The following is a 26754-nucleotide window of genomic DNA, read 5'->3' as shown; positions in this document are numbered from 1 at the left end:
GCCATGGCCAAGCCCAAGACACATGACGAAGCGCTCCGGCTCCGGCTCCTGCACCGCGCGACCAGCCACGACGGGTCCGCACCCGACGAACTACCCCCCGCGAACTACTTCGAGCCCACCAGCTGTTCGATCGGGTCGATCGCGAAGTAGACCAGGAACAGGGCCGACGCGCCCCACAGCAGCCAGTGGACGTCCTTCGCCTTGCCGAGGACCGTCTTGATCAGGACGTACGCGACGAAGCCCGCCCCGATGCCGTTGGTGATCGAGTACGAGAACGGCATCACGGCGATCGTCAGGAACGCGGGGATGGCGATGTCGTAGCGGTCCCAGTCGATGTGCTTGACCTGGGTCATCATCAGGAACCCGACCGCGACGAGAGCGGGCGCGGCCGCCTGGAGCGGGACGATGGTCAGCAGCGGGGTGAAGAACAGGGCGAGGGCGAAGAGCCCGCCCGTGACCAGGTTGGCGAAGCCCGTGCGCGCACCCTCGCCGACGCCCGCCGCCGACTCGATGTACGAGGTCGAGGAGGAGGCCGAGGCGGCGCCGCCCGCGACCGCAGCGGCACCGTCGATCAGCAGGACCCGGCCGAGGTTGGGCACCTTGCCGTCCTCGTCCAGCAGCCCGGCCTCGGCGCTGACGCCGACGACCGTGCCCATGGTGTCGAAGAAGTCCGACAGGATCAGCGTGAAGATCAGCAGGACGACGGTGATGGCCGTGGTCTCGCCGAACGCGCCGAACAGGCTGAAGTCGCCCAACAGCCCGAAGTCCGGTGAGGACACGACGTCGTCGGGGACCTTCGGGTTGGTCAGGCCCCAGCTCTCGATGTCGGCGATCTCGTTGATGATGATCGCGAGGATCGTCATGGCCACGATGCTGATCAGGATGGCGCCCTTGATCTTGCGGGCGAGCAGTCCGATGGTCAGCAGCACCCCGAGGCAGAAGACCAGGATGGGCCAGCCGGCCAGCGTGCCGGTGCCGCCCAGCTGCAGCGGAACCGTGGTGTTCGCCGCGTCCGGGATGCGGGTGACGAACCCGGCGTCGACGAAGCCGATGAGGGCGATGAACAGGCCGATACCGACGCTGATGGCCTGCTTGAGCTGCTGCGGGATCGCGTGCATGACGGCTTCGCGCAGGCCCGTCACCACCAGGACGCAGATCAGCAGGCCTTCGAGGACGATCAGGCCCATCGCGTCGTCCCAGCTCATCAGCGGGGCGATCTGGAAGGCGACGACGGCGTTGAGCCCGAGACCGGCGGCGAGCGCGAGCGGCAGGTTGCCGCCGACGCCCATGATCACGGTCATCACGGCGGCCACCAGGGCGGTGGCGGTGACCAGCTGGACGTTGTCGAGCTGTTCGCCGAACTTGTCCTTGGCGCTGCCCAGGATGATCGGATTCAGGACAAGGATGTAGGCCATCGTGAAGAACGTGGCGAAGCCGCCGCGTACTTCACGGGCGAAGGTGGAGCCCCGGGCGGAGATCTTGAAGAACTTGTCGACGCTGTTCGCCGGGGGTGGTCCGGCGCTCGGCCGGTCTTCCACCTTCTGTGTTTCGGACATGACGGATGCTCCTTGCGACCTGCGTGCTGAGTGTGCGGATGCTGGCTGGATTGTTCCCGCGTTGAACCGTTATCAGGTTTTCTCCGTGTTACGGAATCGAGTTCGGCCTGCCACACGACGTTCGAAGCGCTGTACGAGTGCCTGATACTCTCTCGGATCTCGCCCCACAGGGACACTGTTCCTTCACAGACGCAACACAGGGGCGTATACGCACGCGCCGGTGAGAGCCGTCAGCCAGTACCGCGCACGGAAGCAACAGGGAGAGGTCGCCCGTGGGCACTGTCGTCGACGACGCCGCCTCCGTGGAGTTCCACGACTTCTTCGAGCGGCACTACGCCGAACTGGCGCGCCTGGCCCATCTGCTGACGGGCGAGTCGGACGCCGCCGACGATCTGGCGGCGGACGCGCTGCTCGCGCTCTGGCACCGCTGGGACCGGGTACGTGCCGCGGACCACCCGGTGGCGTACGCGCGCGGTGTGGTCGCCAACATGGCCCGCAGCCGGATCCGCAGCGCGGTGCGTGAGCGCAGACGGATCACGCTGTTCTGGTCGCAGCGCGAGGACAAGACCGAGAACCCCGACATACCCGGCATGGTGGATGTCCAGGAAGCCCTGCGCAGACTGCCGTTCCGCAAGCGGGCGTGCGTCGTTCTGCGGCATGCTTTCGATCTTTCGGAGAAGGACACCGCGCTCGCCCTCGGTGTCTCGGTGGGTACGGTGAAGAGCCAGACGTCGAAGGGAATGGCGGAGCTGCAGCGGTTGCTGGGTCCCCAGGAGGCCCCGCGGCGGATGCACGCGGCGGCGTTGCGCGCCGGTGGAACCGAGGGGAGGGAACGATGAAGGACGTGCACGAGGACCTGCGCGCCCGGCTGCGGGACACGGCCGAGGCGTACGAGCCCGACCGCGCGCACATCCTGGCCCGCGTCGAACGCGGCATGGCCGGCGCGAAGGGTTCCCGGCGTTCCTTCCAGCGGTCGCCGGCGCTCGGCTGGTTCCGCGTCATCGGCGCCACGGCAGCGGCCGCGGGCGTACTCGCCGTGGGCGGCTACGCGGTCGCCTCCGCCGTGAAGGACGAACCGGCCGATCAGACGGTCGCGGTCACACCGACCCCGGACCCGTCCCCGGAGGCCACCAGCCGCGCCCCGATCCCACCGGACCCGCCCAAGCCGTCGGCCCCGCCGGCCAGTTCGAACGCACCGGCCTCCCCCACGGCCAAGCCGCAGAATCCCGCCCCGCTCCCGCCCGCGGACGCCGGCGAGGAGGACGGCCCACTGTGGTCGGACGGCTCGGTCGACCCGCACAGCAACGACTTCTGGGCGCAGAGCAACGTGACCGTGAAGGCGCGCGAGGAACTCACCGCGCTCACCGTGGAGTTGCGGATCGCGCAGACCGGCGGGGTCACCTCGACGGGCGCCTGGCGCTCACTGCCCGAGGCCGACTTCACGCAGACGGTCGAGGAGCGGGACGGCTTCCTGGTCTACACGTGGGTGCTCAAGCCGGGCCGTACCGTCCCGAAGGGCGAGTTCGTGTTCGCCGGGCAGTACGACCACGACCGCGGCGGCCGTGACGCCGGGGGCGACCGCTACTCGGCCGCCGCGAAGACCGACGGCGAACAGCTGGGCGTGGCGGGCGACTTCGCTCGCACCGGCGACGATGACGACAGCGACGACGGGGACTCCTAGAACTCCCCGGGCGTTCCGGGCGTTCCGGCCGTCAGTGTTCTCGCTGTCGGCGTTCTGACTGTCCTCGCTCAAAAAACTTCCGAAGCGCGGCAACCCCTTCCTGCCGGGTGGCGACCAGGAGACGCAAGGTCTCCTCCCCACTTGAAGGAATCGGGACATGACTTCTCGCGTGGAACACCGTGCACAACACCGTCGCAGGGTCAGCCGGAAGCGCGCCGTCATCGGCGGCGTCTCCGCGTTCGCCCTGACCGGAGCCGCGATCGTCACCAGCTCCATGATGTCGTCGTCGGCGAGCGCCGCGACGACCTGGCCGACCGCCAACGGCAGTCAGGCCGTCTCCTCGACGATCCCCGTGTCGGGGACCAGGGACGGCGGCATGAAGCGCTACTACGGCAGCGGCGACCTGGCCGGCGACGGCCAGGAGGAGGGTCAGGACCCGATCTTCAAGCTCGCCGACGGCGCGACGCTGAAGAACGTCATCATCGGCAAGCCCGGCGCCGACGGCATCCACTGCTCGGGCACCTGCAACTTACAGAACGTCTGGTGGGAGGACGTCGGCGAGGACGCCGCGACCTTCCGGGGCGGCAACTCCGCCGTCTTCACCGTGTACGGCGGCGGTGCGAGGAAGGCCTCCGACAAGATCTTCCAGCACAACGGCGGCGGCAAGCTGGTCGTCTCGAAGTTCGCGGCACAGGACTTCAAGACCCTCTACCGCTCCTGCGGCAACTGCTCGACGCAGTACAAGCGCACCTCGATCTTCAACACCATCGAGGTGACCGCACCGGGCTCGCGCCTGGTCGGCATCAACACCAACTACGGCGACACGGCCGCGCTGCGCAAGGTCACGATCGTCGGCGACAGCGGCAAGAAGATCGTTCCGTGCCAGAAGTACATCGGCAACAACACCGGCGCCGAGCCGAAGGAAAACGGCTCGGGTCCCGACGGAACACACTGCAACTACACCACCTCCGACCTCACGTACCAGTGACCCAGCACCAGGAGCACCGCACTTGAGCACGCACAAGAAGCACCTCACCCGTCGCCGGCTGCTGGCCGCGTCCGCCGTGGGCGCGGCCGGCACCGGCGCCGCGGTGGTGGCCGGCACCGGGCTCCTCTCCTCGGCGTCGGCCGCGACGTTCGGTTACACGGACGACGGCTCCAACTACGTGATCGATACGGGCGCTTCGCTCGTCTTCAAGGTGTCCAAGTCGACGGGCGACCTGACGTCGCTGGTCTACAAGGGCAAGGAGTACGAGGGCTACGGCGGCAAGCACTCGCACGTCGAGTCGGGCCTCGGTGCCTCGACGGTGAGTATCAAGCAGTCCGGGGCGACGGTCCTGGTCAGCGTCGCGCACGGCACGCTCAAGCACTACTACGCGGCGCGCAGCGGCCAGAACAACGTCTACCTGTGGACGAACAAGGCCGACACGTCCTTCACGGCGACCCGCTACATAGCCAGGATCAAGGCGGGGATCTTCCCCAACGAGGGCCCTGACTCCTGGGTGGAGGCCGCCGACACGATCATCGAGGCCGGTGACGTCTGGAAGAAGTCGAACGGCCAGACCCGCTCCAAGCACTACTCGGGCCTGCGGGTCATGGACTACGACCACGTCGGCTACACCACCGGCTCGGTCGGTCTGTGGATGATCCGCTCGAACCACGAGAAGGCCTCGGGCGGCCCGTTCTACCGCTCGCTGCTGCGCCACTCGAACGACGGCGGCGTGGGCCTGTACGAGATCCTGCACTACAACCAGTCGCAGACCGAGGACATGCGCTTCGGCCTCCAGGGCCCGTACGTCCTCGGGTTCACCGACGGTGGTACGCCCGCCTCGTCGCTGTTCGCGCGGAACCTGGACACCTCGTGGGTCGACGGCCTCGGCATCAGCGGCTGGGTCGGCAAGGCGGGCCGCGGCAAGGTGGCGGGCGTCGGCCTGAAGGGCATGGACGCCGACCATCCGTACACGGTGGGCTTCGCCAACGCGGACGCCCAGTACTGGGCGAAGGCCGCCTCCGGCACGGGTGCCTTCACCTGCCCGGGGATGCTTCCGGGGACGTACACGCTGACCGTCTTCAAGGGTGAACTCGCGGTCCACACCCGCGAGGTGAAGGTGACCGCGGGTGGCTCGACGGCCCTGAACAGCATCACCATCAGCGACGACCCGAGCACCGCGAACACCGTCTTCCGGCTCGGGGACTGGGACGGCACGCCGGGCGAGTTCAAGAACGCCAAGCTGATGACGTACGCGCATCCGTCCGACGTCCGCGCGACGAAGTGGACCGGCAACGTCACCATCGGCGGCGGCGACGAGGCCGCGTCCTTCCCGGCGTACATCTGGAAGGACGTCAACGACGGCATACTCGTCTACTTCAAGCTGACCGCCGCCCAGGCCGCCGCCGCGCACACCCTGCGCGTCGGTGTGACGACCGCCCTCATCAACGGGCGCCCGCGGGTGACGGTCAACGACTGGGTCTCGGCGATCCCCACGGCGCCGAAGCAGCCCGCGACGCGCTCGCTCACCACGGGCTCGTACCGCGGCAACAACCACACCTTCACCTACAACGTGCCGGCGACCGCCTGGAAGTCGGACACCAGCCAGTACAACGTCCTGAAGCTGAACATCGTCAGCGGCTCCACCGGCTCCGGCTACCTGAGCCCGGGCACGTCCATCGACTGCATAGATCTGCTGGCCTGACCCCCCTCGGCCAGACAGAAGAGCGCCCCCGCCGGTTCGTCAGCGGCGGGGGCGCTCACGCCCCGTAAGGGGCGCGGGGAACTGCGCGCCCAGCCACAACGGACCCGCGGTCGCCAACCGATCAGTCCATCATCGAACCGATCGCGTCAGAGCCGGTCGTAAGAAACGTGGTCGCAGGCAAAGCCCCGCCCACCCGCCGGGAGGCACCCGTCGTCGACGCGTCCTCGGACTTGAAGCCCGGCGTGACAACCCCACCGTCCCAGCTGTTGGCCGCCGAGACCGTGGACGAGCCGAGCTTGGAGGAACCGCCCTTGTTGCTCACGGCGAGGTTCCGGGCAAGCCGAGCCTTGCCGGAGGCGAAGTAGAACCCGGCCGAACCATTGCCGTACGCGGTGTTCCGGTTCAACAACATCGCCCCGGTGTTGGAGTTCTCAGTGAACCCGTGCAGCGTGTTGCCCCAAGCCGCGTTGTGCCGGACGGCATGCCCCACCGAAACACCCCCACCACCGAGCTTGAACCCGTTCCCGTTGCCCTCGAAGGCCCGGTCCTTCCACCGGTTCTCACCGTTCCCGTACGCCCAGGAGTGCTCGACGGTGACCGGGCTGGAGAACTGCCACAGGTCGAGTCCGTCATCCGCGTTGTCATAGAGACGGGCGCCGGTGACCCTGTTGCCGGTGCCGGAGCCGAACTTCACGGCGATACCGTCGGCGTTCTGACCGTGGGTCGCGGCGTCGTAGTTGCCGTAACTGTCCAGGTTCTGCACGAGGTTGTCCGTCGTGCCGTCGCCGCGCAGCGTGAAGCCGGAGTCGCCGTTCCTCGCCGTGACGAGGTTCTTGAAGACACCGCCGACGGACGAGGTGGCGACGAAGCCCTGGGCGGGCGAGTTCTGCCAGGTGATGTTCCGGACGGTCCAGTAGTCGCCGTAGATCCCGGCGAGCCAGGAGCCGGCGGCGAGCTTCGAGCCGTCGATCCGCACCTTCTCGTCGCCGTGCGCCTGGAACGTGATCCGGGCCGAACTCGTGCCGTTCGCCGACGACTTGAGGGTTCGCGTCGGGTAGTACGTGCCGCCGCGCACCTCGATGCGGGTGCCGGCCGCCGCGTTCCTGACCGCGGACTCCAGCTGTGCCGTGGTGGACACGGTGACCGTCGAACCGGCGGCGCTCGCTCCGTCGGGCGAGAGGCCGAGGTAGAAGCCGCACGCCCCTGACGAGAGGGCCACCGCCACGGCGATGGAGAGCGTGCGGGTTCTGCGGTGGCGTCCGGTGCTCAGCAGCACGGGGCGTTCCTTTCCTCGGGATCGGGGACGGGAGGCGGGCCTGGCCCGCTTCTGCTCGTTGGTCGCCGCCATGGTCGGCATAGGTTGCCGGTCACGTACGAAAGGAATCGAAACTTTCGCTCGCTCCGGCCCCGCCTCCACCGATTGACGCACCGTCCGCCACTGGTGACACTCCGAGGGCAGTCCATCCCAACAGAAACCACCAGACCCCCACAGGATGTGTCATGCGCCCCCGCACCGCCCGCACGCTCCTGATCCCGCTGTTCGCCCTCCTCCTCAGCCTGCTCGCCGCCCCACCGAGCCCGGCAGCCCAACCCGGAGCACCCCACGTGACCGAAGCGACCGCCGTGACCGACGCGACCAAACAGAAGTACGCCGGGTACCTCTTCGCCTACTTCACCGGCGAGGGCACCGCGGACGGCGAGCAGATCCGCTACGCCCTCAGCCGCGGCAACGACCCGCTGCACTGGCGGGAGTTGAACGCCGGCAAGCCCGTCCTCACCTCGGACCTGGGCGAGAAGGGCCTGCGCGACCCGTTCGTGATCCGCTCCCCCGAGGGCGACAAGTTCTACATGATCGCGACCGACCTGAAGATGTTCCAGAACTCCAGCGGCAGTTGGGACCAGGTCCAGCGCCACGGCAGCAAGTCCATCATGGTCTGGGAGTCCACCGACCTGGTCCACTGGACCGACCAGCGCCTGGTGAAGGTCTCCCCGGACAGTGCGGGCAACACCTGGGCGCCGGAAGCCTATTGGGACGAGTCGCTCGGCGAGTTCGTCGTCTTCTGGGCGTCGAAGCTGTACCCCGACGACGACCCGGACCACACCGGCTCGACGTACAACAAGATGATGTACGCGACCACGAAGGACTTCCGCACCTTCAGCGAGCCGAAGGTCTGGAACGACCCCGGCTACTCGGTGATCGACTCAACGGTCGTGCAGCACAAGGGCACTTACCACCGCTACACGAAGGACGAGCGGGACCCCACCTCCTCCACCCCCTGCTCGAAGTTCATCACCGCGGAGAAGTCGACCTCGCTCACGGACACCTCGTACGACTTCGTGTCGGACTGCATCGGCAGCGGCTCGATCGACCGCGGCGAGGGCCCGACGGTCTTCAAGGCCAACACCGAGGAGAAGTGGTACCTGTTCATCGACGAGTACGGCGGTCGCGGCTACGTCCCCTTCGAGACGACCGACCTCGACTCGGGCAAGTGGACGATGTCCAAGGACTACCAGCTGCCCGCGAGTCCGCGGCACGGCACGGTCATGCCGGTCACGCAGGCGGAGTACGACCGGCTGCTCGCCGCGTATCCGGAGAGCGGCACGTCGGTGGTGGACGTGACGGTGAGCGGCCAGAAGGGGTACGCGGTCGTCACCGAGCAGTCCTCGAAGGTCGTGCTCCCGATGCGGCCGGACGCAGATCTTTCGCGGCTCGCACCGAAGGTGTGGGCCGGTGAGGGCGCGCGGGTCAGCCCGCGGTCCGGTACCCGGCGCGACTTCCGCAAGCCGCAGAAGTACCAGGTGACCGCGGCCGACGGCACGACCCGCACCTGGACGTTCGAGGCGGTACCGACGCGCAGTCCGGTCCTGCCGGGGCTGTACGCCGACCCCGACGTCCAGTACCTGGACGGCCGTTACTGGATCTACCCGACGACGGACGGCTTCCCCGGCTGGAGCGGCACGAAGTTCAAGGCGTTCTCGTCGAAGGACCTGGTCCACTGGAAGGACCACGGCGAGATCCTCGACCTGGGGCCCGACGTGTCCTGGGCGGACAAGAACGCCTGGGCGCCGGCGATCGCCGAGCGCGACGGGAAGTACTACTTCTACTTCTGCGCCGAGCAGCAGATCGGTGTCGCGGTCGCGGACTCCCCCGCCGGACCGTTCAAGGACGCGCTGGGCAAGCCGCTCGTCGCCAAGGGAGGCCAGTTCCAGGGCCAGATGATCGACCCGGCCGTCTTCACGGACGACGACGGGCAGGCGTATCTGTACTGGGGCAACGGGCACGGCTACGTCGTACCGCTGAACGACGACATGGTGTCGTTCGACGTGTCCCAGGTGAAGGACATCACCCCGGACAACTTCCGTGAGGGCGCCTTCGTGGTCAAGCGCCAGGGCACCTACTACTACATGTGGTCCGAGGACGACACCCGCAGCGAGAACTACCACGTCGCCTACGCCACCGGGCCATCCCCGCTCGGCCCGTGGACCAAGCGGGGCACGATCCTGTCCAAGCGCCCGGAGTACGGGATCAAGGGCACCGGCCACCACTCGGTGGTGAACACCCCCGGCACGGACGACTGGTACATCGTCTACCACCGGTTCGGCCTGAACGGGCCCGGCCGGGCGGGCGGCGACGGCACACACCGGGAGACGACCATCGACCGCATGAGGTTCGCGGCCGACGGGACGATTCTGCCGGTGGTGCCGACCCTGGAGTCGGTCAGGCCCGTACGCAAGGACTAGGACCGGGGCCGCTGGCCGGGCGGCGGAAAACGGTCTGTCCGACCGCCCGGCACAGCAGTATTTTCGCGACAGCGGAAGCGGTTCGGCCGAGCCATGAGATCCCGCACGTGTGGGCACCAACTGTCCTGCGAGTGGAAGGGCGACACCATGCCCGATCCCATCATGAGCAACACGGTCAACGGCCCGTTCATGTTCGTCCACGAGATCACCGGCACGTATCTCCTGACGGACAACTACAACGACAACATCGGCCAGTCGATTCAGACGTGGAACCTCGACCCGGTGAACACGGTCAAGGGCCAGCTGGGGCACCTCTGGTACATCGAACCGGTCTCCTCGGCGTCCGACACCTGCCTGATCAAGAGCTTCGAGAACGGCCGAACTCTCGCGGCGGGCATCCACGCCAAGGACCACCCCCGACTCCAGGAGCCCAAGGGCACCGACAAGGAGCAGTGGATCATCCGCAAGGTGCACGGCAGCGAACAGGTCGCGCACGACGCCGACTGCTATGCGCTGATCCCGAAGATCTACCCGGACTACGCCCTCGGCCTGCGGCACAACGTGGTATCGAACGACGTGTACGTGCTGCCGACCTCGATGTGGGGCGGCCCGCCGTCCCTGTCGCAGTACTGGAAGCCCGTTCTGCAGCGTGAGCAGCAGAAGGCCTCCGGCGACATCGCCTGATCCCCGGGATCCAGGGAACCGCCGAGGTGAGGGGCCCGGGGCCGGCAGGGTCGGCCCCGGGCCTGCGGTGACGGTGACCGCAAAGACGCGGGTCAGAGGCTCGTGTCGAGCCAGGCGAAGACCTCGTCCTGCATGCGGTCCACGAAGACATGGCCGAGGTCGGGCCAGGTCTTGGTGTGCAACCGCTCCCCGGCGTGGCGCGAGCGCCAGACGGCGCGCAGCCTGTCGTACGCCACCCGTACCCCGTCGGCGGTGAACAGCGTGTCCAGGCCGCCGTTGAAGAAGAGCATCGGCTTGGGCGCGGCGATGCTCGCCACGTCGGGGATGTCGAGGTGCCGGGCGAGCCCGGGGTGGAGCATGTAGTACGCCGACTGTCCGCGCAGCGTGTTGTTGCCGGGCACCATCATTTCCTTGAGCCCGGTCATCCAGCAGACACTCGCCGCGGCCGCGATGTCGTCGCTGAGCGCGGCGGTCTGCCACGCCCGGTAGCCGCCCATGGAGAAGCCGAGGGCCGCGACGCGCCGCCGGTCCACCCGGTCGAGGCCGGCCAGGAAACGGGCGGCGCGCACGTCCTCGCGGGCCGCCAGCCCGGCGAGTGACGAGCCGAGGTTGAACAAGTTGCTTGCCAGCGCCTGCTGTTGCTCGTACGTGATCGGTCCGCGGTCGCCCCAGCCCAGCGCGTCCAGGGCGAGCACGACGTATCCGCGCCGGGCCAGTTCGTCCCCGACGAACCGCCCGCTGAGGAGCCGGTCCGCCCACGCCTGCGCGGAGGCCAGCCGCGCCTCGCCGTCGTACCAGGGCCGGACCAGTTTCTCCTTCCCTATGTCGAACTTCGCGCCATGATCGTGGAGCAGCAGGACGGCCGGGAAGGGGCCGGTGCCGTGCGGGGTGAGCAGGGCGCCGCGCACCCGGCTGTGGCGGGTGAGGTCGAGGGTGACCAACTCCCTTGTGTAGCCGTCGGTTTCGGCTCGGTCACCGAATTCGGGGGCGAACCCCGTGCGGTCGCGGGGCACGACGAGGTGCTCCTCGACCTTGGCGCGGGCGGTGCGGCGCCAGGTGCGGAAGTCGCGGACGGGCGACTTCCCCCAGGCCAGAGGGAAGTCGAGCTCGTCCTTGAGGGCGGGGTAGAAGTCGGGGAGGTTGCCTTCCACGATGCCCATCACTTCGGCCGCTTCAGCGCCTTGGGCGGCTCGGGCGGCTTGAGCGGCTTGGGCCGGAGAGGCTCCCGCTCCCGTTCCGGCGAACAGCGCCGCCGCTCCGGCTCCCGCCACGAACGCCCGCCTCCCCACCGGGAGTTCACCCGCGCCCATGGGGCCTCCAGTCCCTCCAGTCCCCGAGGTACGTACGCCGGGTGTGCGTCGCCGCCTCGTCCCCGCTCAGCTGAGGCCGGTTCTCGGGCACCGAAATCACCGCGCCCGGGCCGGAGTTGGCGTACTCGCGGAAGCGCATGGTCTGCCACGGGTACGCCTCGCGCATGTTGATGTAGGGCGCCACGGCGTCGATGCCGGGCCCGAGCCAGGTGTCCCGGACGACGAGGGACGGCCAGGCGGTCGTCTCGTACGAGGGCACCCACGGCCGGGCGATCTTGTACGCGCCGTCCTCGGCGCCGGAGGTGATCCGGGACCGAAGGGCCAGGAAGCCGTAGGGATTCGCGCGTGCCGTGGCGGGGGCGAACACCATGCCCTCGGGCCTGAAGGCCACCTCCCGGTCGAGCGTGTGGAAGTGGCAGCGCTCGAAGACCGCCCGCGCCCGCCCGAACACGAAGTCCACGTCGCCCTCGACATAGCAGTCGCGGTAGTACTGCCGGTCGAAGGCGGCGAGCGCGCTCGTGTCGGCGAACAGCGTGTCCTGGTGGGCGAGGAGACGGACCCGCTCGAAGAACGAGCGGTCTCCGGTGACGTACGCGGCGACGGCCTGCGTCCCGGTGATCTCCGGATGGTCGGCGCGCAGCCAGTCGTTGGCCAGAGTCAGCCCGCGCACGGTCAGCCCGGGCGCCGCCGAGGTGAAGGTGGCGGAGCCGGCCGTGCCGTACGTGCCGGAGCCGTCGGGCTTCGGCTTCCCGTTGGCGTTGTCGTAGACGATGACGGCGTCACGCGGGTCACGGGTGGCGCCGCACAGGGTTAAGTCGGCTTTATCAGCAGGGATGTTGACGACCTCGCGGTACGTGCCCGGGTGCACGACGATCGTCCGGCCGGGGCCGGTGACCGCGTCGACGGCGGCCTGGACGGAGTCGCCGGGACGGACGTGCAGCACCCGGCGGCCGGTGGCGAGGGCGGGGCCCGCGACGGCGGGGGTGGCGCTCAGCGCCGAGAAGGCGGTGAGCACCCCCGCCCCCGCCGTCAGGAGCGTACGGCGGCGCATCTCAGCAGTCCTTCCAGGGAGCCCAGTCCCCGAGATACGCCTCACGCGTCGCCGACCTGGCTTCCGCGTCCGTCAGTTGGGGCCGGTTCTCCGGGACCGTGACCGCGGCGCCCGGGCCGGTGTTCCGGTACTCGGCGAACCGCTGGTCCTGCCAGGGGTAGGAGGACGACATGTTCGCGTACGGCGCCACCGCGTCGATGCCGGCGCCCAGGCGGGTCTCGCGCACGGTCAGCATCGGGCGGGCGGTGGTGTCCGAACTGGGCACCCAGGGACGCGCCAACTTGTAGTAGGCGTCCGGGGCTTCACTGGTCACCCGGCTCCGGGTGACCAGGTAGCCGTGCGGGTTGGCGCCCACGGTGGAGGGCGCGAGGACGAAGCCGTAAGGGGCCGAGGTGAGGTCCGTACGGATCAGTGTGTGGAAGTGGCACTGCTCGAACACCGCGGTGGCCCGGCCGAAGACGAAGTCCACGTCGCCCTCGGCGTAGCAGTGCGCGAAGTACTGCCGGGCGAAGGTCTCGCGGGCCATCGAGTCGGCGTACAGGGTGTCCTGGTGGCCCAGGAACCGGCAGTGGTGGAAGGCGGAACGGTCGCCCTGCACCTTGATCGCGACGGCCTGGGTACCGCTCATGCCCGGGTGGTCGGCGCGCAGCCAGTCGTTGGCGAAGGTGATCCAGCGCGCGGTGAACCCGGCGGCCTGCACGGTCGTGGTGGCCGAGCCGGTCGTGCCGTAGGTGCCGCCGCCGGGCTTGGGGGTGCCGGCCGCGTTGTCGTACACGACGACCACGTCACGCGGGTTCTCGGAGGCGCCGATCCACGTCATCTCCGTACGGTCGGCGCCGACCGCGACGGTCTCGCGGTACGTGCCCGGAGCGATGACCAGGGTGTGCCCACTGCCGCTCGCCGCGGTCACCGCGGCCTGGACGGTGGTGAAGTCACCGGCGCCGCCCGCGTCCACGTACAGGGTGCGCTCGCTCAGCCGGGCCGACGGCGAGCCGTATCTCCCGAAGGGCGAGCGCCCACGCGCGTGGGCGTTGCCGCCGGCCCCCAGGGCGAGCGCGGCCCCGAGGCTCGCGACCACGAACGCCCGGCGGCCGGCTACTGGCGCGCCCATGCTCAGCACACCTTCCCGGCGCCCGCGCGGCCGCCGACGATGCCGGGCACGGCCCGCGGCGAGTCGACCTTCGTACGCAGGGTCGGCGTCCACCCGGCACCGGACTGGAGGGTCTCCTCGGGGATCTCGGCGTTGTGCACGGCGATCAGGTCCGTCAGCTTCCCGTTGACGTAGTTGTTCTTGGCGGTCAGCGGGGACTCGTTCCACTTCTTCAGCGCCTTGCCGACACTGGCGCCGGCCGGCAGCGAGATGGAGTTGTCGCTGGCGTGCAGCTGCGAGGAGATGCCGACGCCGAAGATGTAGTAGTCGGAGATCTGCTCCTTGTTCACCACGTAGTGGTTGTTGTAGACGTCGACCTGGCCGAACCGCACGCGCGGGGAGCGCTGGAGGATCCCGTCGAAGCGGTTGTGGTGCATGGTGACCTTGAGCTTGCCGGCGTCGATGGCGGCGAGGCCGTCGCCGTTCCCGATCAGCATGTTCTTGTCGTGGTTCTCGTAGCGGTTCCAGGACACGGTCACGTAGTTGGAGCCGCGCACGATGTCCGTCAGCCCGTCGTGCTGCTGGAAGACCTTGCCGAAGTAGACGGGCCGCTCGCTGTCGGGGAAGCGGCCGTCGGTGAACGTGTTGTGGTCGAGCCACACGTGGTCCGTGCCGTAGACGACCACGGTGTCGTACTCGGAGTTCCAGTTGCCGGTGTTGTCGTCGTCGGTCGGGTCCCACTTCGGGAAGCAGTCGAGCGGGGCCTCGATGGTGAGGTTGCGCATGATGACGTTCGAGACGCCGAAGATCTGGAGGCTGCCGCCGAGGATGCCGGAGTTCTTCCCGACGCCGACGATGGTGGTGTTGCTGGGGATGAAGGCCTTGATCTGCGCGTTCTGGTTGGCCATGGACGCGACCCGCGCGTCCTCCTGCGGTCCCATGGCGACCTTGTCGTTCCCGTAGACGGCCGGGTCGTAGTCCTTGAGGTACTGCTGGAGGTCGTACCCCCCGGTGGTGAAGGCCTCACAGCCCTCGGAGACGGCGTCGATCATGCCCTTCACCTTGATGATCTTCGGCGCGTCCCCACCGGCCTTCAGTGCGGCCTGGAACTCCGCCCAGCTGGTGACGGTGTAGACGTGCTCGGCGGCAGCGGCCGAGCCACCGGTGGTACCGGCCCCCTCCGAGCCCCACCCGTCGTTCGCGCCGAGAACCTCACGACCGAGGTCACGGCCCTGCGACTGGGCCTGGGCGGTGCCCACGGTGCCGGTGACGGCAAGAACGAGAGCGGTACACCCAACAAAGGATGTCATGACATGGGCATGCCAGCTACGAGTACGCATGAGTGCGGGTCCCTTTCAAAGCAGAGAGAGGCAATAGCGCCCCGTAAGGGGCGCGGGGAACTGCGCGACCAGCCACAACAGGCCCGCAGCTACAGACAGCCGATAGTTACGGCCCGTCTTCCGACGAATCGCTTACGACTCGGGCCAGCTGATCCAGGACTCGGGAATCACGTCATCCAGCCGACGCACATCCCGCGGCACCAGCACCCGCCGACGCAACAACCCACCCACCACCAGCCGAGCCACGGCAACGGCCCCCGGCGGATTGAAGTGGGTGTTGTCCTGCTCGGTAGCGGTCCAGTTGAAGTACTTCTTCGTCTCCTCGACGCCAAGCTCCTGCCAGAGCGCGATCGACAGCGCCTGAACATCGACCAACGCCACGGCCTCTTCCTCGGAGAGGCCCCGCATCGACGCCGGGTACTCGCCGTGCGTGGGCACGGCAACCCCGTCGGCGTCGAACTTCCTGCGCTCCACGGACGTGGCGAGTACCGGCCGCGCACCACGGGCCCGCGCGCCGTCGATGTACTGGCGGAGGTAGTCCTGGTACGTCGTCCACGGCTCGGTGTACCGCGTGGGGTCGGCGGACTTGGAGTCGTTGTGGCCGAACTGGATCAGCAGCAGGTCGCCGGGCCGGATCGCTTCGAGGATGACGTCGAGACGGCCCTCGTCGATGAAGCTCTTCGAACTGCGGCCGTTCACCGCGTGGTTGGCGACGTTCAGCCGCTCGTGCAGAAAGAACGGCAGGGCCATGCCCCAGCCGGTCTCGGGCGCGGCGGCGGCGTACTTCTGGGCGGCGGTGGAGTCGCCGGCGATGTAGAGGGTGCGCACGGGCCGGCGTCCTTGCGGGGAGGCGACTGCGGGACCCGTCGCCGCGACGGCGAGGGGAACGGCGGCGAGCGCCGCCGTGGTGACCTGTCTACGAGTGAGTGACACGACGATGTGCCTTTCAGGCCGGGGAATCAAGCGGTTCGTGCAGGGGGTGGTGCCTTTCGCTGTGGGGGGATTCAGTCGTTTCAGGCGTGAGGGGGTAGGGGCCCGGCGGCGGAAACGCGACCACATGATTCCGCCACCGGCCCCAAGAGCGGCCCCGTAAGGGGCGCGGGGAACTGCGCGACCAGCCACAACGGACCCGCAGCTCACATACGACTAGCCCTTCTGCTCGTTCCACTCCGCCTGCGCGGTGTTGAGCTGCTCAGCCATCGTGTCCAGGAAATCCTTGGCACTCATCGACCCGTTCACGACCTTCTGGAAGCCGGGCTCGTTGTCGGTCTTGGAGATGGTCCCCCAGTCGGGCAGGTAGTACGGCAGCTGAACGATCGTCGTGGAGCCGTCACTGAGCGCCTCGGCCGCGAGCTTGGTCGGCTCGGCCTCGGAGACCCAGGCGTCCTTCGCGGCGTCGGTGTTCGCCGGGACCTGACCCGCCGACTCGTTGAACTTGGAGTTCTCCGCCTTCGAGGTGGCGAACTCGATGAACTTCCAGGCGGCTTCCTTGTTCTTGGAGCTCTTGAACATGCCGAGCCCGTCGACCGGGTTGGAGACCTGCACCCGCTTGCCGCCGGGACCGATGGGCTGCGGGATACCCCGGAACTTGTCGGTGCCGTACGCCTTCACGTGATCCTGGTAGGAGCCCAGGTTGTGGTTCAGCATGCCGATGGTGCCGGAGTCCCACTGGGCGACCATCTTGGTGAAGTCGTTGTTGAGGTCGGCGGCCGGCGTGGTCTTCTTGTAGAGGGCCACGTACTTCTCGAGGGCCTCGACGTTCTTCGGGTCGTTGACCGTGGTCTTCTCACCGCTGGAGTCCCAGAACGACGTGATGCCGGACTGCCCGTACATCGCGTCCAGCGCCTGGGCGATGGAGCCGGCGCCACCGCGGATGGTGTAGCCGAACTCGTTCTTGTCCTCGTTGGTGAGCTTCTCCGCGGCCTCGTAGAACTTGGCCCAGTCGGTCGGCGCGTCCAGGCCCGCCTTCTTGAACAGGTCGGTGCGGTAGTAGAGGACACCGTTGTTGGCCGAGGTCGGGATCGAGTACAGCTTGTCGTCGTCGCCCGCGGACTTCAGCGACTTGACCATGTCCTCGTTGAGCTTGCCGTTGAGGGAGGACTTGGCGAGACGGTCGTCCAGCGGCTCCAGCGCGTTCTGCGCGGCGATCGCGGCGATCATCGCCGCGCCGACACCGCCGACGTCCGGCAGACCGCCGCCCTGGATGGAGGTGTCGACCTTGGACTGGTACTCGGTGGAGGCGATCCCGACGTACTGGACGTCGATGTCCGGGTTCGCCTTCTCGAAGTCGGCGATGATCTCCTTCCAGATGTCGGTGCGGACACCACCGTTGTTGTCCCAGAAGACGATCTTGCCCTTGCCGCTGCCCTCATCGCCCTTGTCGCCCGCGGTCCCGCTGCCGTCGTCACCGCAGGCGGTGGCGGTCAGCGCGAGGACGGCACTCAGGGCGACGACGGCGGCCGAACGGCGCCCGCCTTTGCTGCTCCGGTGATTGCTGATCTTCATTGGTCGGCTCTCTTCTTCTTCTGGATCCAACGAGGGTTGTGGTGACGTTGTGGGGGTCAGTGGCGGGCGTGGGGTGCCCAGTTGTCGGTCCCGGCGAGGTAGTCGGCGACCGTGTGCGTGGCCGCCTCCGCTCCCGACATCTGCGGACGGTCGGCGTTGACCGTCGCGCCCGGGCCGTACGTGCGGTACTCGGTGAAGCGCGCGTCCTGCCACGGGAAGCCACCCATGTCGGTCCACGGCGAGGACTTGACCGCCGCGGGCAACTCGGTGTCCCGGAACAGGACTTGGGCGACGGCGTCGGGATTGCCGCCCGGGTGCCAGGGCCTGCCGAGGTGGAAGGACCCGGCGGGCGCGTCACTCACGACCTTCGACCTGGTGATCAGGAACCCGTACGGGTTGTCCTTCCAGGTCGAAGCGGCCGTGATGTAGCCGTTGTTGGTCGTGGAACCGCGGGTGAGCGCCTTGATGACCGAGCGCTCGATGACGGTGGTCGCACGTCCGTAGATGAAGTCGACGTCGCCCTCGATGTACGAGTCGCGGACGTAGACCCGGCTGATCACGTCGAGCTTGGGGCTGTCGGTCATCAGGGTGTCCTGGTTGCCCAGGAAGGCCGTGTCCTCGAAGACGATCCGGTCGCCCGTCGTCTTCATCGCCAGGGCCTGCTCGCCGCTGTACTCGTACGCGGCCTCGTCGAAGTCGTTGCTGAAGGTGAGGTTGCGTGCCGTGACGTCGTTCGCCGCGATCCGCACGGTGGCGCTCCCGGTGGAGCCGCCGAACTGGGCGGGCGTGTCGAAGACGATCACCGTGTCGGAGCGGTCCCGTCCGGTCCCCTGGAGCACCACGTTCGGCTTGGCCGCGGGGATGAACACCTTCTCGCGGTACGTGCCGGGCGCGATCCGGATCGTCACGGTGGAGTCGTTGCCCTCGGGCACTGCGTCCACGGCGGCCTGGACGGTCGGGTAGTCGGCGGGGACGTTCAGGACGGTGTCGGTGCCGAGCTTCTTCTGCGGTCCGGAGAACTTCGACACGAGCGCGGGTACGGCCGCCGCCGGGTCGAGCCGGTAGTCGTAGAAGTCCTTCGGATCGAAGGCCGTGCCCCATGCCTCCTGCCGCCCGGTGGTGTTCTTCAGGATCGATCCGCGCTGCACCAACTCGGCGGTGGCGTCCGCCTGGTAGGGGTGCTGGACGTCCCGGTAGTAGCTGTTCTCGATGACCATCTTCGTCTTGCCGCGCGACCAGTTGCCGTACGTCCACACCGGGTCGCCGGGGTCGGCCTGGGCCGTCAGGTAGTTGTTGTAGAGGTGCGCGTAGGCGCAGTTGTCGGCGGAAGGATTGCGCTGCTTCGTCGCGCTGATGAGGTTGTGGTCGATGGTGATCTGGGTCTTGACGTTCGGCGTCCAGCCGATGCCGATGGTCTTGTTGTTGTTCTCGAAGCGGTTGTAGGAGACGGTGACGTACTCGCTGTCCTTGCGGACGTCGAGCTGCCCGTCGCAGATCCGCGAGAAGCGGTTGTGGTCGATCCAGACGTGGTGGACGGTGTCCATCTGGATGCCGTCGAAGTCGGTGTCCTTGCAGTCCCAGTTGCCCTCGACGTACGAGTCCCGGATCGTCAGGTTCCGGATGATCACGTTGTGGGTGCCGGGCTTCAGGTTCAGCTCGCCCTGGACCAGCTCGCCGGCCGTGCCCACGCCGATGACCGTCTTGTTCGACGCCACGACGACGTTCGCACCGAACGGCTCGGCCTTGATCGTGCCGGCCACCCGGATGACGTACGGCTCCTCGGCCGCCGCGTAACGCTCCAGGTCGGCCTGGGTGGTCACGGTGACGACCTTGCCGCCGGCGCCGCCCGTCGTACCGCCTTCGAGGGAGGCGAAGCCATGGGCCTTGTCGGTCCAGCGGGGCGCCGCCGTCGTCGTTTCCGCCGCCATCGCCGTTTCCGCGACCGGCTTCGTCTCCGTGACCGGCGCGGCCTCGGCGGGCGCGGCCTTGGCCGGAGTGATGGCGCCCAGTCCCAGCGAGGCCACCAGGGCGGCGACCGTGACCAGGGCTCTGCCAAAGCCGGAGCCCGCTCCCGCCGCCGGTCTCGGCAAGCGCTTGCTGCTACGGAGGTGCGTCATTGCGGCTCCCAACAGGCGTACAGGTGACGTGACTTCAGTCGTTCGGTGCGGTGATGCGGAACTGCGTGAACGTGGCCGCCCCGGCGTGTCCCCCGCCGGTCGGCGCGAGCGCGAAGAGACCGAGCAGGGCGCCGACCCAGCGCCAGGGGGTGGCGGCGAAGACCGGCCCGGAGGGCTGCCAGCCGTGACCGTCGCCGAGGTCGTACGCGAATCCGCAGCGTGCCCCCGCACCGATCCCGATCCGCAGCCGCACCCGCCCCTCGGGGGCGGTCCGCGGATGGGCGGCGTCCCGCTCGCGTTCGGCGACGGACTCGCCGAACCGGTGCACGAGGTGGACCGTCCCGTCGGCGCCCCGCTGGAGTCCGATCCAGCTGAACGCGTCGCCGAGCACGGCGAGTCCGGCCCTGGCGCCCGGCTCCTCGGCGTCGAGCCGCAGCTCCACCTCGACGGTGCAGGCGGTACCGGGCAGCCGCTGCGTGAGCACGTTCGGCAGCTTGCGCAGATCGTCGGCGTCGACCGTCCGTACGCAGGCCAGCCGCAGTCCGTCGCCCGAGTGGTGGGTGGCCCAGCCGTCCTGCGGGTTGGCGGTCCACTGCCACTGCCGGCCGAACCGTCCGCCGGGGAAGTCGTCGTCGGTGGCGGGCGCGGCGGGCGGCTGTGCCGGCAGATCGGGCTTCCTGTGTACGGCGACGGGGGCGCCCTCGTCGCCGAGCACGGGCCAGCCGTCCGTGCCCCAGCGCATCGGCTGGAGATGGACGACCCTCCCGTACGCGCCCCGCTCCTGGAAATGCGCGAACCAGTGCTCGCCGGACGGGGTGCTCACCCAGCCGCCCTGGTGCGGGCCGTTGACGTCGGTGTCGCCCTGCTCCAGGACGATCCGCTCCTCGTAAGGACCGAAGAAGTCGCGTGAGCGGAAGGCGCCCTGCCAGCCGGTCGCGACGCTGCCGGCCGGGGCGAAGATCCAGAACCAGCCGTCGTGCCGGTACAGCTTCGGTCCTTCGAGCGTGAACCAGCCGGGTATGCGGTCACCGTCGACGATCAGCTTGCCGTCGTCGAGCAGTCCGGTGGCGTCGGGCCGCATCCGGTGGCCGGTGAGCCGGTTCTTGACGCCGGAGCGGGACTTGGCCCAGGCGTGCACGAGGTACGCCTCGCCGGTCTCCTCGTCCCACAGCGGGCAGGCGTCGATGAGCCCCTTGCCCGCCTTGATCAGGTGCGGCCTGGTCCAAGGGCCGCGTATCTCGGGGGCGTTGATCTGGAAGATGCCGTGGTCGGGGTCGCCCCAGAAGATCCAGAAGCGGTCGTCGTGGTGGCGCAACGACGGTGCCCAGACTCCGCAGTCGTGCCGCGGCTTCCTGAACTCGGCGGCTGGCTCCAGGAGTTGGAGCGCGTGGCCGACGAGCGTCCAGTTGACCAGGTCGCGGGAGTGCAGCAGTGGCAGGCCCGGGGCGCGGCCGAAGCTGGAGGCCGCCAGATAGAAGTCGTCGCCGACCCGGATGAGGTCGGGGTCGGACCAGTCGGCGTTCAGCACCGGGTTGCGGTACGTGCCGTCGCCGAGGTCGGCGGAGAACGGGGAGCCGCTCTGGGCGCTCACGGGCTCACCGCCTCGCGTATGCGTGCTCATGGGCTCACCGCCTTGCGGACGAGCGCCGCCGCCTCGCCGCGGTCCAGGCGGCCGTCGGCGACGATGGTGACGACCCGGCGTACGACGGTCTCCCCGGCCGGGATCGGCAGCCGCTCCTCGTGGGCGAGGGACGAGCCGACACCGGGGTACTCGCCGGTCCGTACGAACCACGGGTCGCGCCGGGTCTGTTCGGTGGCCCCGGCGAACACCAGCGTCCAGTCGGCGCCGACGAGGGCGAGCCAGTCGGCCCGCGCGCCGTGCACGGCCTCCTCGCCCTCGGTGCCGGCGGTGAACACGGCGGGTGTCTCGGCCTCCTTGCGGGCCCGCCAGAAGAAGCCGCCGTAGGCCGCGCCCGGACGTCCGTTGGTCGCCGGGCTGCCGATCGACAGGGGCTCGGGGGTCGTGTTGGTGAGCGAGAAGGTGAAGTCCAACGCCCAGGCCACGTCGGTGAGTTCGGCCGCCGCGACGGTACGCCGCTCGCGCAGCAGCTCGTTGCCCGCGGCCACCCAGCGCAGTTCCTCCACGAAGCCGTCGGGGTCACGGATCTGGAACGCGGAGTGCCGTTGGGCGCCGTGGTTGTCGAGCTCGGTGGGGCCCTGGTCGCGCACATAGGTGCGCCCGCCCCAGAAGTTGTGCCCCTCGACGTCGGGAACGGCGACACCGACGCCGAGGTGGTGGAGGTGGTCGGCCGGGCTGAGTTCCGTGACAGCCGTGCCGGCCAGGGTGGTGACCGGGTGGAGGTAAGGGCGCGGCGAGAGCTTCGGCGGCAGCTCGGGCCGGGTGATGTAACGGCCGACCGGACGGCCCGCGACGCGCAGAATCAGCGAGTCGTTGTTCATCAGGTGCTCACCTCTTTCGGGAGCGCCCACGAGGCGCCCAGCTCGGAGTAGAGGGCGAGGGTGTCGGCGGCGGCCGCGACGAGTCCGTCGATGTCCCGGACGACCCGGCGGTTCTCCTCGGGCACGAGGTACCAGGCGTCGTCGGGCAGCGCGACGGGGTCCGGTGCCTGCCGGATCGCTTCCACGACCTTCATGAAGGCGCCCGTCCCGTCCGGCGCGACCAGCAGGTCGGCCCGGCCTTCGAGGTGCTCGACGAGGTTCTCCAGCAGATCGGTCCTACCGTACGAGATCTCCTCCGGGCCGTGGCCCGAGCGCTGGACGAGGACGCGGTCCTGCTTGTACCAGAAGGTGATCCGGCCGCTGGTGCCGTGCACGAGGACGTACGGCTCGTCCGGGTGCTCGGCGCACAGGGTCGCGGCGACGGTGATCCGGTCGCCGCTCGTGGTGCTGACGCGGACGCAGGAGGTGTCGTCGGACTCGATGTCGTTGGCCCGCAGCAGCTCGGTCTCGATGCCGGTGACGTCCTCGGCGCGGGTGGTGCCGGCCAGCGCCAGGGCGGTGGCGACGGCGTGCGCCAGGGGGTTGGTCAGCGCGCCGTCGAGGACGTCGACCCCGTTCAGGCGGCGGCGTCCGGCCCAGGGCGCCCGGCGGTAGTAGTCCTCGGCGCGCGCCCAGGCCCCGGCCCCGCCGAACCCGGACACATGGCCGATCGTGCCCTGCGCGACCAGTTCCCGGATCGCGGGCACGGCGTGCGAGCCCAGCGACTGGAAGCCGACCTGGCAGACCACGCCGGCCGCGGCGACCCCGTCGGCCATGCGGCGGAACTCGGCGTACGAGGGCGCGGGCGGCTTCTCCAGGAGCAGGTGTACGCCCTTGGCGGCGGCGATCAGCGCCAGATCGGTGTGGGTGGGGATCGGCGTGCAGATCACGGCGATCACGGCGCCGGTGGAGTCCAGCAGGGCCCCGAAGTCGGCGGACTGCTCCGGGAGTTCGCCGGGCTCGGCGAAGCCGCCGAGCTCGTCCGCGGTCAGCGGGGTCAGCTCGCAGATGCCTGCCAGCCGGACCAGGCCCTTGTCCTGGAGGCGGCGGATGTTCTCCAGGTGCCAGCGGCCGTGGCCGCGGGCGCCCGCGAGGACGACGGGGAGGGGAGCTTCGTGCGAGGTCATGGAGTTCATGGACCCCATGGAAGCGGTTGCGGCCCCGGAGACGGCGTTCATCGGATCCTCCCCGCTCCCGCGTCGCGCGCCACCTCGCGGTCGGCTCGCTCGGCGCTGTCGATCTTTCCGTGCAGGGTGGGCGTCCAGCCGACGTCGGCGGTCAGGTCGCGCTCGCTGCCCGAGTTGTACGCGTTGTAGATGGTGAGCAGGTCGACGGGGAAGCCGTTGAAGAGCGTCCCGGACGCGTGCAGGGCCGTGCCGTTCCAGCTCTTCACCAGGTCGGCGGCCTCGACGTGGCCGGGAGTGGTGAACGCGTTGTTCTCGGCGTGGATCGCCGACTCGGTGGAGACCCCGACCGAGTAGCGGTAGTCGTGGACGTCCTCCGGGACGACGTACCGGTTGTTGTAGAGGTGCACCTGTCCGAAGCGGACCCGCGGGGCCCGCTGGACGACGGACTCGAACTCGTTGTGGTGCAGGGTCACTCGGAGCTTGCCGCGGTCGCCGGTGGCCGTGTCGCCGTTGCCGATCAGCATCGCCTTGTCGTGGTCGGCGAACCGGCTCCAGGAGACGGTCACCAGGTCGGAGGCGTTGGTGATGTCCAACAGGCCGTCGTGGCGCAGGTAGTTGCGGCCGAAGTAGGTCGGCTCGTCCTCGTCGGGGTGGCCCTTGTCGGAGGCGGTGACGTGGTCGATCCACACGTGGGTGGCACCGCGCAGCCAGAGGGTGTCGTACGCCGTCTTCCAGTCGCCGAGGCCGCCGGTGTTGGGCTGCCAGACGGGGAAGCAGTCGTAGGCGTCGCGCAGTTCGAGGTTGCGGACGATGACGTTGTCCGCGTTGCTCACCTGGAGGCCGGCGCCCTTCAGTACGGCCTTGTCGCCGAGTCCGACGATCGTGGTGTTGGAGCCGACGTCGAGCACGACCCGCTCGGCCTGCCTGGCGGCGGAGGCCTTGCGGGCCTCCTCCTGCGGGCCGGCGGGCTTGGCCGAACCCCAGGTGCGTGGGTCGTACGCGGCCAGGTACTTCTTCACGCCGTAGCCGCCGGTCGCGTAGTCGTCGCAGTCCAGTCGCCGGCCCGCGTCGTCGGTGTTGGCGTCGATCGTCCCCGCGACCTTGATGATCTTCGGGGTCGAGCTGCCGCCGTCGAGGGCGCGGACCAGCTCGGCCCGGTTGCGGACGGTGAAGACGTGAGCGTCGTCGGCGGCGGAACCCCCCGTGGTACCGCCGTCGGCGGCGGCCCAGCCGTCACCCGGGGCCAGCGTCTCGCGGCTGATGTCCCGGGCCTCGGCGTTGGCCGGAGCGGCTGCGCCCACTGCTGCCAACAGCCCGCAGGTCAGGGTGACTTGGAGACCGCGGCGCGCTCTCCTCGTACGCGGCAGGAAGGTACGTATCCCGGTCATCCCTTCACCGCCCCGGCGCTGAAGCCCGTGATCAGCCACTTCTGGATGAAGGCGAAGACGATCACAACGGGCACGGCCGCGATGATGCCGCCGGCGGCGAGCGCGCCCAGGTCGACACTGTCGGCGCTCATCAGGCTGTTGAGGCCGACCGGGATCGTCTGCTTGTCCTGGTTGCTGAGGAACATCAGGGCGAACAGGAAGTGGTTCCAGGAGTGCACGAAGGCGAAGGAACCGACGGCGATGAGGCCGGGCCGCAGCAGCGGCAGGACGACGACCCGGAAGGCGGTGAAGCGGTTGCAGCCGTCGACCCAGGCGGCCTCTTCCAGGGAGTACGGCACGTTCCGGATGAAGCCGCTGATCAGGATCATCGACAGCGGCAGCTGGAAGACCGTCTCCGCGATGATGACGCTGACCAGCGAGTTGATCATCTGGAGCTCGGCGAAGATCTGGAACAGCGGCACGAGGAGCAGCGCGCCCGGTACGAACTGGGAGCAGAGCAGCGCCAGCATGAAGGCGCGCTTGATCTTGAAGTCGAAGCGGGCGAGGGCATAGCCGCCGGCCAGCGCGACGAGCGTGGTCATCAGGAGCGTGGCGACGCCGACGTAGACGCTGTTCTCGAAGTACGTCCCGAAGCTGCGCTCGGTCCACACCTTCTCGAAGTGCTCGAAGGTCATGGGCCACGGCACGAGCGAGGTCGAGCCGGGCTTGCGCAGGGCGAAGAGCAGGATCCAGTAGAAGGGGATGAGGGTGAAGACCAGGTAGATACCGAGGGGGAGGTAGATCTGCCAGCGGGGGGCCTCGTCCCAGGCGCGCTTGCGCTTGCCCGGGCGCTGTGGCGGCTCGTCGGCCACCGGGGCGGGTGCCGCCGGGGGGCTGATCTCGACGTCCTTGGTGATCACTTCTCTCCACCTCCGAACTTGCTCAGCCTCAGATAGACCATCGAGAAGAAGAGCAGAATGACGAACGCGACCGTGGTCAGGGCCGATGCGTAGCCGAAGTTGTGTGCGTCGACGCTGGTGTTGGCGATGTAGAGCGGGAGTGTCGTCGTCTCGCCCGCCGGCCCGCCGCCGGTGAGTGTGTAGAGCAGGTCGACGTTGTTGAACTCCCAGACCGCGCGCAGCAGTGTGGACAGGATGATCGCGTCCTTGAGGTGCGGCAGCGTGATGTGGAAGAACTGCTGGAAGCGGCTGGCTCCGTCGACCTCGGCGGCCTCGTACAGGTCCTTCGAGACGGACTGGAGGTCGGCGAGGATGAGGATCGCGAAGAAGGGGACACCGCGCCACAGGTCCGCGACGACCGCCGCGGAGAACACGGTCGAGGTGTCCGACAGCCAGCTGGTGCCGTAGTCACCGATGCCCATGTCGGCGAGGTAACGGGTGATGCCCGTCTGGGAGTTGTAGAGCAGCACCCAGATCGCGGAGGTGAGCACACCGGAGACGGCCCACGGCGAGAACACCATCGCGCGGCCGAGCGAGCGTCCCACGAAGGTCTGGTTGACGATCAGTGCGAGCGCCAGCCCGAACATCAGCTGCAGACCGACCTCGACGACGACCCACTTGGCGCTGAATACCAGCGTGTCCCAGAACAGCGGGTCCTCGGTGAAGGCGTGCACGAAGTTGTCGAAGCCCGCGTAGCCGTTCCGCCACGGCTTGGTGGGGTTGTAGTTCTGCAGGCTGTAGTAGAAGACGCTGAGCACCGGGTAGGCGATGAAGCCCAGCATCAGCAGTCCCGCCGGGGCGATCAGCAGATACGGGAGTTTGCGGGGCGTCGCTGAGCCACGGCGCCGCCGGGGTGGCGCGGGCTTTTTCGCCACGGCTGCGGCTTGTGCCATGACTGTCTCCGTTCTCGGGGTGTGCGGGTGGTGCTGTGCGCTCTTGCTGGGCGTTCTGTTCGTTCCGGTTCACTCCTGTGAAAGCGCTTGCTATCTGGCCGGTCTTCGGTGGAGCGCTGTGCGTGGTCGTGCGTGATCGTG

21 protein-coding genes are annotated in these 26754 nt (G+C 68.8%); 6 read left to right on the top strand and 15 right to left on the bottom strand.

The genetic code is table 11. The annotated features are described in order from the left end of the window. Nucleotides 1-104 precede the first annotated feature (104 nt). On the bottom strand, nucleotides 105-1556 hold the full coding sequence (locus tag AB0I18_RS37780; RefSeq protein WP_363110229.1) for an NCS2 family permease: 1452 nt from the start codon (nucleotides 1554-1556) through the stop codon (nucleotides 105-107). A gap of 272 nt (nucleotides 1557-1828) precedes the next feature. Between AB0I18_RS37780 and AB0I18_RS37775 the strand changes: the two genes are divergently transcribed. The 4 genes from AB0I18_RS37775 (at nucleotide 1829) to AB0I18_RS37760 (ending at nucleotide 5930) form a co-directional block, all read left to right on the top strand. Next, nucleotides 1829-2395 (top strand): SigE family RNA polymerase sigma factor, encoded by a 567-nt coding sequence (locus AB0I18_RS37775; protein WP_363110228.1) that lies wholly within the window; start codon nucleotides 1829-1831, stop codon nucleotides 2393-2395. Next, complete coding sequence (locus AB0I18_RS37770) at nucleotides 2392-3237, top strand: hypothetical protein (protein WP_363110227.1); 846 nt, start codon at nucleotides 2392-2394, stop codon at nucleotides 3235-3237. Before AB0I18_RS37775 ends, AB0I18_RS37770 begins: the two co-directional genes overlap by 4 nt. A 157-nt stretch (nucleotides 3238-3394) precedes the next feature. Beyond that, on the top strand, nucleotides 3395-4225 hold the full coding sequence (locus tag AB0I18_RS37765) for a pectate lyase (protein WP_363110226.1): 831 nt from the start codon (nucleotides 3395-3397) through the stop codon (nucleotides 4223-4225). A gap of 22 nt (nucleotides 4226-4247) precedes the next feature. After that, on the top strand, nucleotides 4248-5930 hold the full coding sequence (locus tag AB0I18_RS37760) for a rhamnogalacturonan lyase B N-terminal domain-containing protein (RefSeq protein ID WP_363110225.1): 1683 nt from the start codon (nucleotides 4248-4250) through the stop codon (nucleotides 5928-5930). Nucleotides 5931-6051: 121 nt separating this feature from the next. Here AB0I18_RS37760 and AB0I18_RS37755 read toward each other — a convergent pair whose 3' ends face one another. Beyond that, the gene (locus tag AB0I18_RS37755; RefSeq protein WP_363110224.1) at nucleotides 6052-7206 is read right to left on the bottom strand and encodes a right-handed parallel beta-helix repeat-containing protein; all 1155 of its coding nucleotides are present in this window, start codon (nucleotides 7204-7206) and stop codon (nucleotides 6052-6054) included. Nucleotides 7207-7430: 224 nt separating this feature from the next. On the opposite strand from AB0I18_RS37755, the gene AB0I18_RS37750 reads away from it, so the two are divergent. Together AB0I18_RS37750 and AB0I18_RS37745 are read left to right on the top strand one after the other, a co-directional pair. Continuing rightward, on the top strand, nucleotides 7431-9671 hold the full coding sequence (locus AB0I18_RS37750; protein WP_363110223.1) for a family 43 glycosylhydrolase: 2241 nt from the start codon (nucleotides 7431-7433) through the stop codon (nucleotides 9669-9671). 147 nt (nucleotides 9672-9818) lie between these two features. Beyond that, nucleotides 9819-10355: a hypothetical protein gene (locus AB0I18_RS37745; protein ID WP_363110222.1), complete on the top strand. Its 537-nt coding sequence runs from the start codon at nucleotides 9819-9821 to the stop codon at nucleotides 10353-10355. Nucleotides 10356-10447: 92 nt separating this feature from the next. On the opposite strand, the gene AB0I18_RS37740 is transcribed toward AB0I18_RS37745, so the two are convergent. The 13 genes from AB0I18_RS37740 to AB0I18_RS37680 all read right to left on the bottom strand — a co-directional run bounded on the left by AB0I18_RS37740 (nucleotide 10448) and on the right by AB0I18_RS37680 (nucleotide 26613). Then, a complete protein-coding gene (locus tag AB0I18_RS37740) occupies nucleotides 10448-11665 on the bottom strand; it encodes an alpha/beta hydrolase family protein (protein ID WP_363110221.1) in 1218 nt (405 codons plus the stop codon). Beyond that, nucleotides 11652-12716, bottom strand: a complete 1065-nt coding sequence (locus AB0I18_RS37735) for a pectinesterase family protein (RefSeq protein ID WP_363110220.1) — start codon at nucleotides 12714-12716, stop codon at nucleotides 11652-11654. The genes AB0I18_RS37740 and AB0I18_RS37735 overlap by 14 nt, the downstream gene beginning before the upstream one ends. Nucleotide 12717: 1 nt before the next feature. After that, complete coding sequence (locus AB0I18_RS37730; protein WP_363110219.1) at nucleotides 12718-13827, bottom strand: pectinesterase family protein; 1110 nt, start codon at nucleotides 13825-13827, stop codon at nucleotides 12718-12720. Nucleotides 13828-13829: 2 nt separating this feature from the next. Then, complete coding sequence (locus tag AB0I18_RS37725; protein WP_363110218.1) at nucleotides 13830-15146, bottom strand: pectate lyase; 1317 nt, start codon at nucleotides 15144-15146, stop codon at nucleotides 13830-13832. Nucleotides 15147-15278: 132 nt separating this feature from the next. After that, complete coding sequence (locus AB0I18_RS37720) at nucleotides 15279-16079, bottom strand: rhamnogalacturonan acetylesterase (RefSeq protein ID WP_363110217.1); 801 nt, start codon at nucleotides 16077-16079, stop codon at nucleotides 15279-15281. Between the two features lie 213 nt (nucleotides 16080-16292). Beyond that, nucleotides 16293-17651: a sugar ABC transporter substrate-binding protein gene (locus AB0I18_RS37715; RefSeq protein WP_363110216.1), complete on the bottom strand. Its 1359-nt coding sequence runs from the start codon at nucleotides 17649-17651 to the stop codon at nucleotides 16293-16295. Nucleotides 17652-17707: 56 nt separating this feature from the next. Beyond that, a complete protein-coding gene (locus AB0I18_RS37710) occupies nucleotides 17708-19768 on the bottom strand; it encodes a pectinesterase family protein (RefSeq protein WP_363110215.1) in 2061 nt (686 codons plus the stop codon). Between the two features lie 34 nt (nucleotides 19769-19802). Continuing rightward, the gene (locus AB0I18_RS37705; protein ID WP_363110214.1) at nucleotides 19803-21389 is read right to left on the bottom strand and encodes a family 43 glycosylhydrolase; all 1587 of its coding nucleotides are present in this window, start codon (nucleotides 21387-21389) and stop codon (nucleotides 19803-19805) included. Further along, entirely contained in the window at nucleotides 21386-22231 is an 846-nt protein-coding gene (locus tag AB0I18_RS37700) for a PmoA family protein (protein WP_363110230.1), read from the bottom strand. Before AB0I18_RS37700 ends, AB0I18_RS37705 begins: the two co-directional genes overlap by 4 nt. Continuing rightward, nucleotides 22228-23403: a Gfo/Idh/MocA family oxidoreductase gene (locus tag AB0I18_RS37695; RefSeq protein ID WP_363110213.1), complete on the bottom strand. Its 1176-nt coding sequence runs from the start codon at nucleotides 23401-23403 to the stop codon at nucleotides 22228-22230. The genes AB0I18_RS37700 and AB0I18_RS37695 overlap by 4 nt, the downstream gene beginning before the upstream one ends. A 38-nt stretch (nucleotides 23404-23441) precedes the next feature. Beyond that, nucleotides 23442-24782 (bottom strand): pectate lyase, encoded by a 1341-nt coding sequence (locus AB0I18_RS37690; RefSeq protein ID WP_363110212.1) that lies wholly within the window; start codon nucleotides 24780-24782, stop codon nucleotides 23442-23444. Beyond that, on the bottom strand, nucleotides 24779-25681 hold the full coding sequence (locus tag AB0I18_RS37685; protein WP_363110211.1) for a carbohydrate ABC transporter permease: 903 nt from the start codon (nucleotides 25679-25681) through the stop codon (nucleotides 24779-24781). The genes AB0I18_RS37690 and AB0I18_RS37685 overlap by 4 nt, the downstream gene beginning before the upstream one ends. Beyond that, entirely contained in the window at nucleotides 25678-26613 is a 936-nt protein-coding gene (locus tag AB0I18_RS37680) for a sugar ABC transporter permease (protein ID WP_363110210.1), read from the bottom strand. The genes AB0I18_RS37685 and AB0I18_RS37680 overlap by 4 nt, the downstream gene beginning before the upstream one ends. Nucleotides 26614-26754: the final 141 nt, after the last annotated feature.

Source organism: Streptomyces sp. NPDC050704, assembly GCF_040654355.1.
Taxonomy (GTDB): domain Bacteria; phylum Actinomycetota; class Actinomycetes; order Streptomycetales; family Streptomycetaceae; genus Streptomyces.
The sequence above is the reverse complement of the archived record's forward strand: the minus strand, read 5'-3'. Positions and strand labels throughout refer to the sequence as shown.

Coding starts and splice junctions, on each gene's coding strand:
- AB0I18_RS37715 (WP_363110216.1), bottom strand. CDS start 17,651: ATGAAGATCAGCAATCACCGGAGCAGCAAAGGCGGGCGCCGTTCGGCC.
- AB0I18_RS37765 (WP_363110226.1), top strand. CDS start 3,395: ATGACTTCTCGCGTGGAACACCGTGCACAACACCGTCGCAGGGTCAGC.
- AB0I18_RS37725 (WP_363110218.1), bottom strand. CDS start 15,146: ATGCGTACTCGTAGCTGGCATGCCCATGTCATGACATCCTTTGTTGGG.
- AB0I18_RS37690 (WP_363110212.1), bottom strand. CDS start 24,782: ATGACCGGGATACGTACCTTCCTGCCGCGTACGAGGAGAGCGCGCCGC.
- AB0I18_RS37780 (WP_363110229.1), bottom strand. CDS start 1,556: ATGTCCGAAACACAGAAGGTGGAAGACCGGCCGAGCGCCGGACCACCC.
- AB0I18_RS37705 (WP_363110214.1), bottom strand. CDS start 21,389: ATGAGCACGCATACGCGAGGCGGTGAGCCCGTGAGCGCCCAGAGCGGC.
- AB0I18_RS37770 (WP_363110227.1), top strand. CDS start 2,392: ATGAAGGACGTGCACGAGGACCTGCGCGCCCGGCTGCGGGACACGGCC.
- AB0I18_RS37745 (WP_363110222.1), top strand. CDS start 9,819: ATGCCCGATCCCATCATGAGCAACACGGTCAACGGCCCGTTCATGTTC.
- AB0I18_RS37730 (WP_363110219.1), bottom strand. CDS start 13,827: ATGGGCGCGCCAGTAGCCGGCCGCCGGGCGTTCGTGGTCGCGAGCCTC.
- AB0I18_RS37750 (WP_363110223.1), top strand. CDS start 7,431: ATGCGCCCCCGCACCGCCCGCACGCTCCTGATCCCGCTGTTCGCCCTC.
- AB0I18_RS37680 (WP_363110210.1), bottom strand. CDS start 26,613: ATGGCACAAGCCGCAGCCGTGGCGAAAAAGCCCGCGCCACCCCGGCGG.
- AB0I18_RS37740 (WP_363110221.1), bottom strand. CDS start 11,665: ATGGGCGCGGGTGAACTCCCGGTGGGGAGGCGGGCGTTCGTGGCGGGA.
- AB0I18_RS37735 (WP_363110220.1), bottom strand. CDS start 12,716: ATGCGCCGCCGTACGCTCCTGACGGCGGGGGCGGGGGTGCTCACCGCC.
- AB0I18_RS37710 (WP_363110215.1), bottom strand. CDS start 19,768: ATGACGCACCTCCGTAGCAGCAAGCGCTTGCCGAGACCGGCGGCGGGA.
- AB0I18_RS37695 (WP_363110213.1), bottom strand. CDS start 23,403: ATGAACTCCATGACCTCGCACGAAGCTCCCCTCCCCGTCGTCCTCGCG.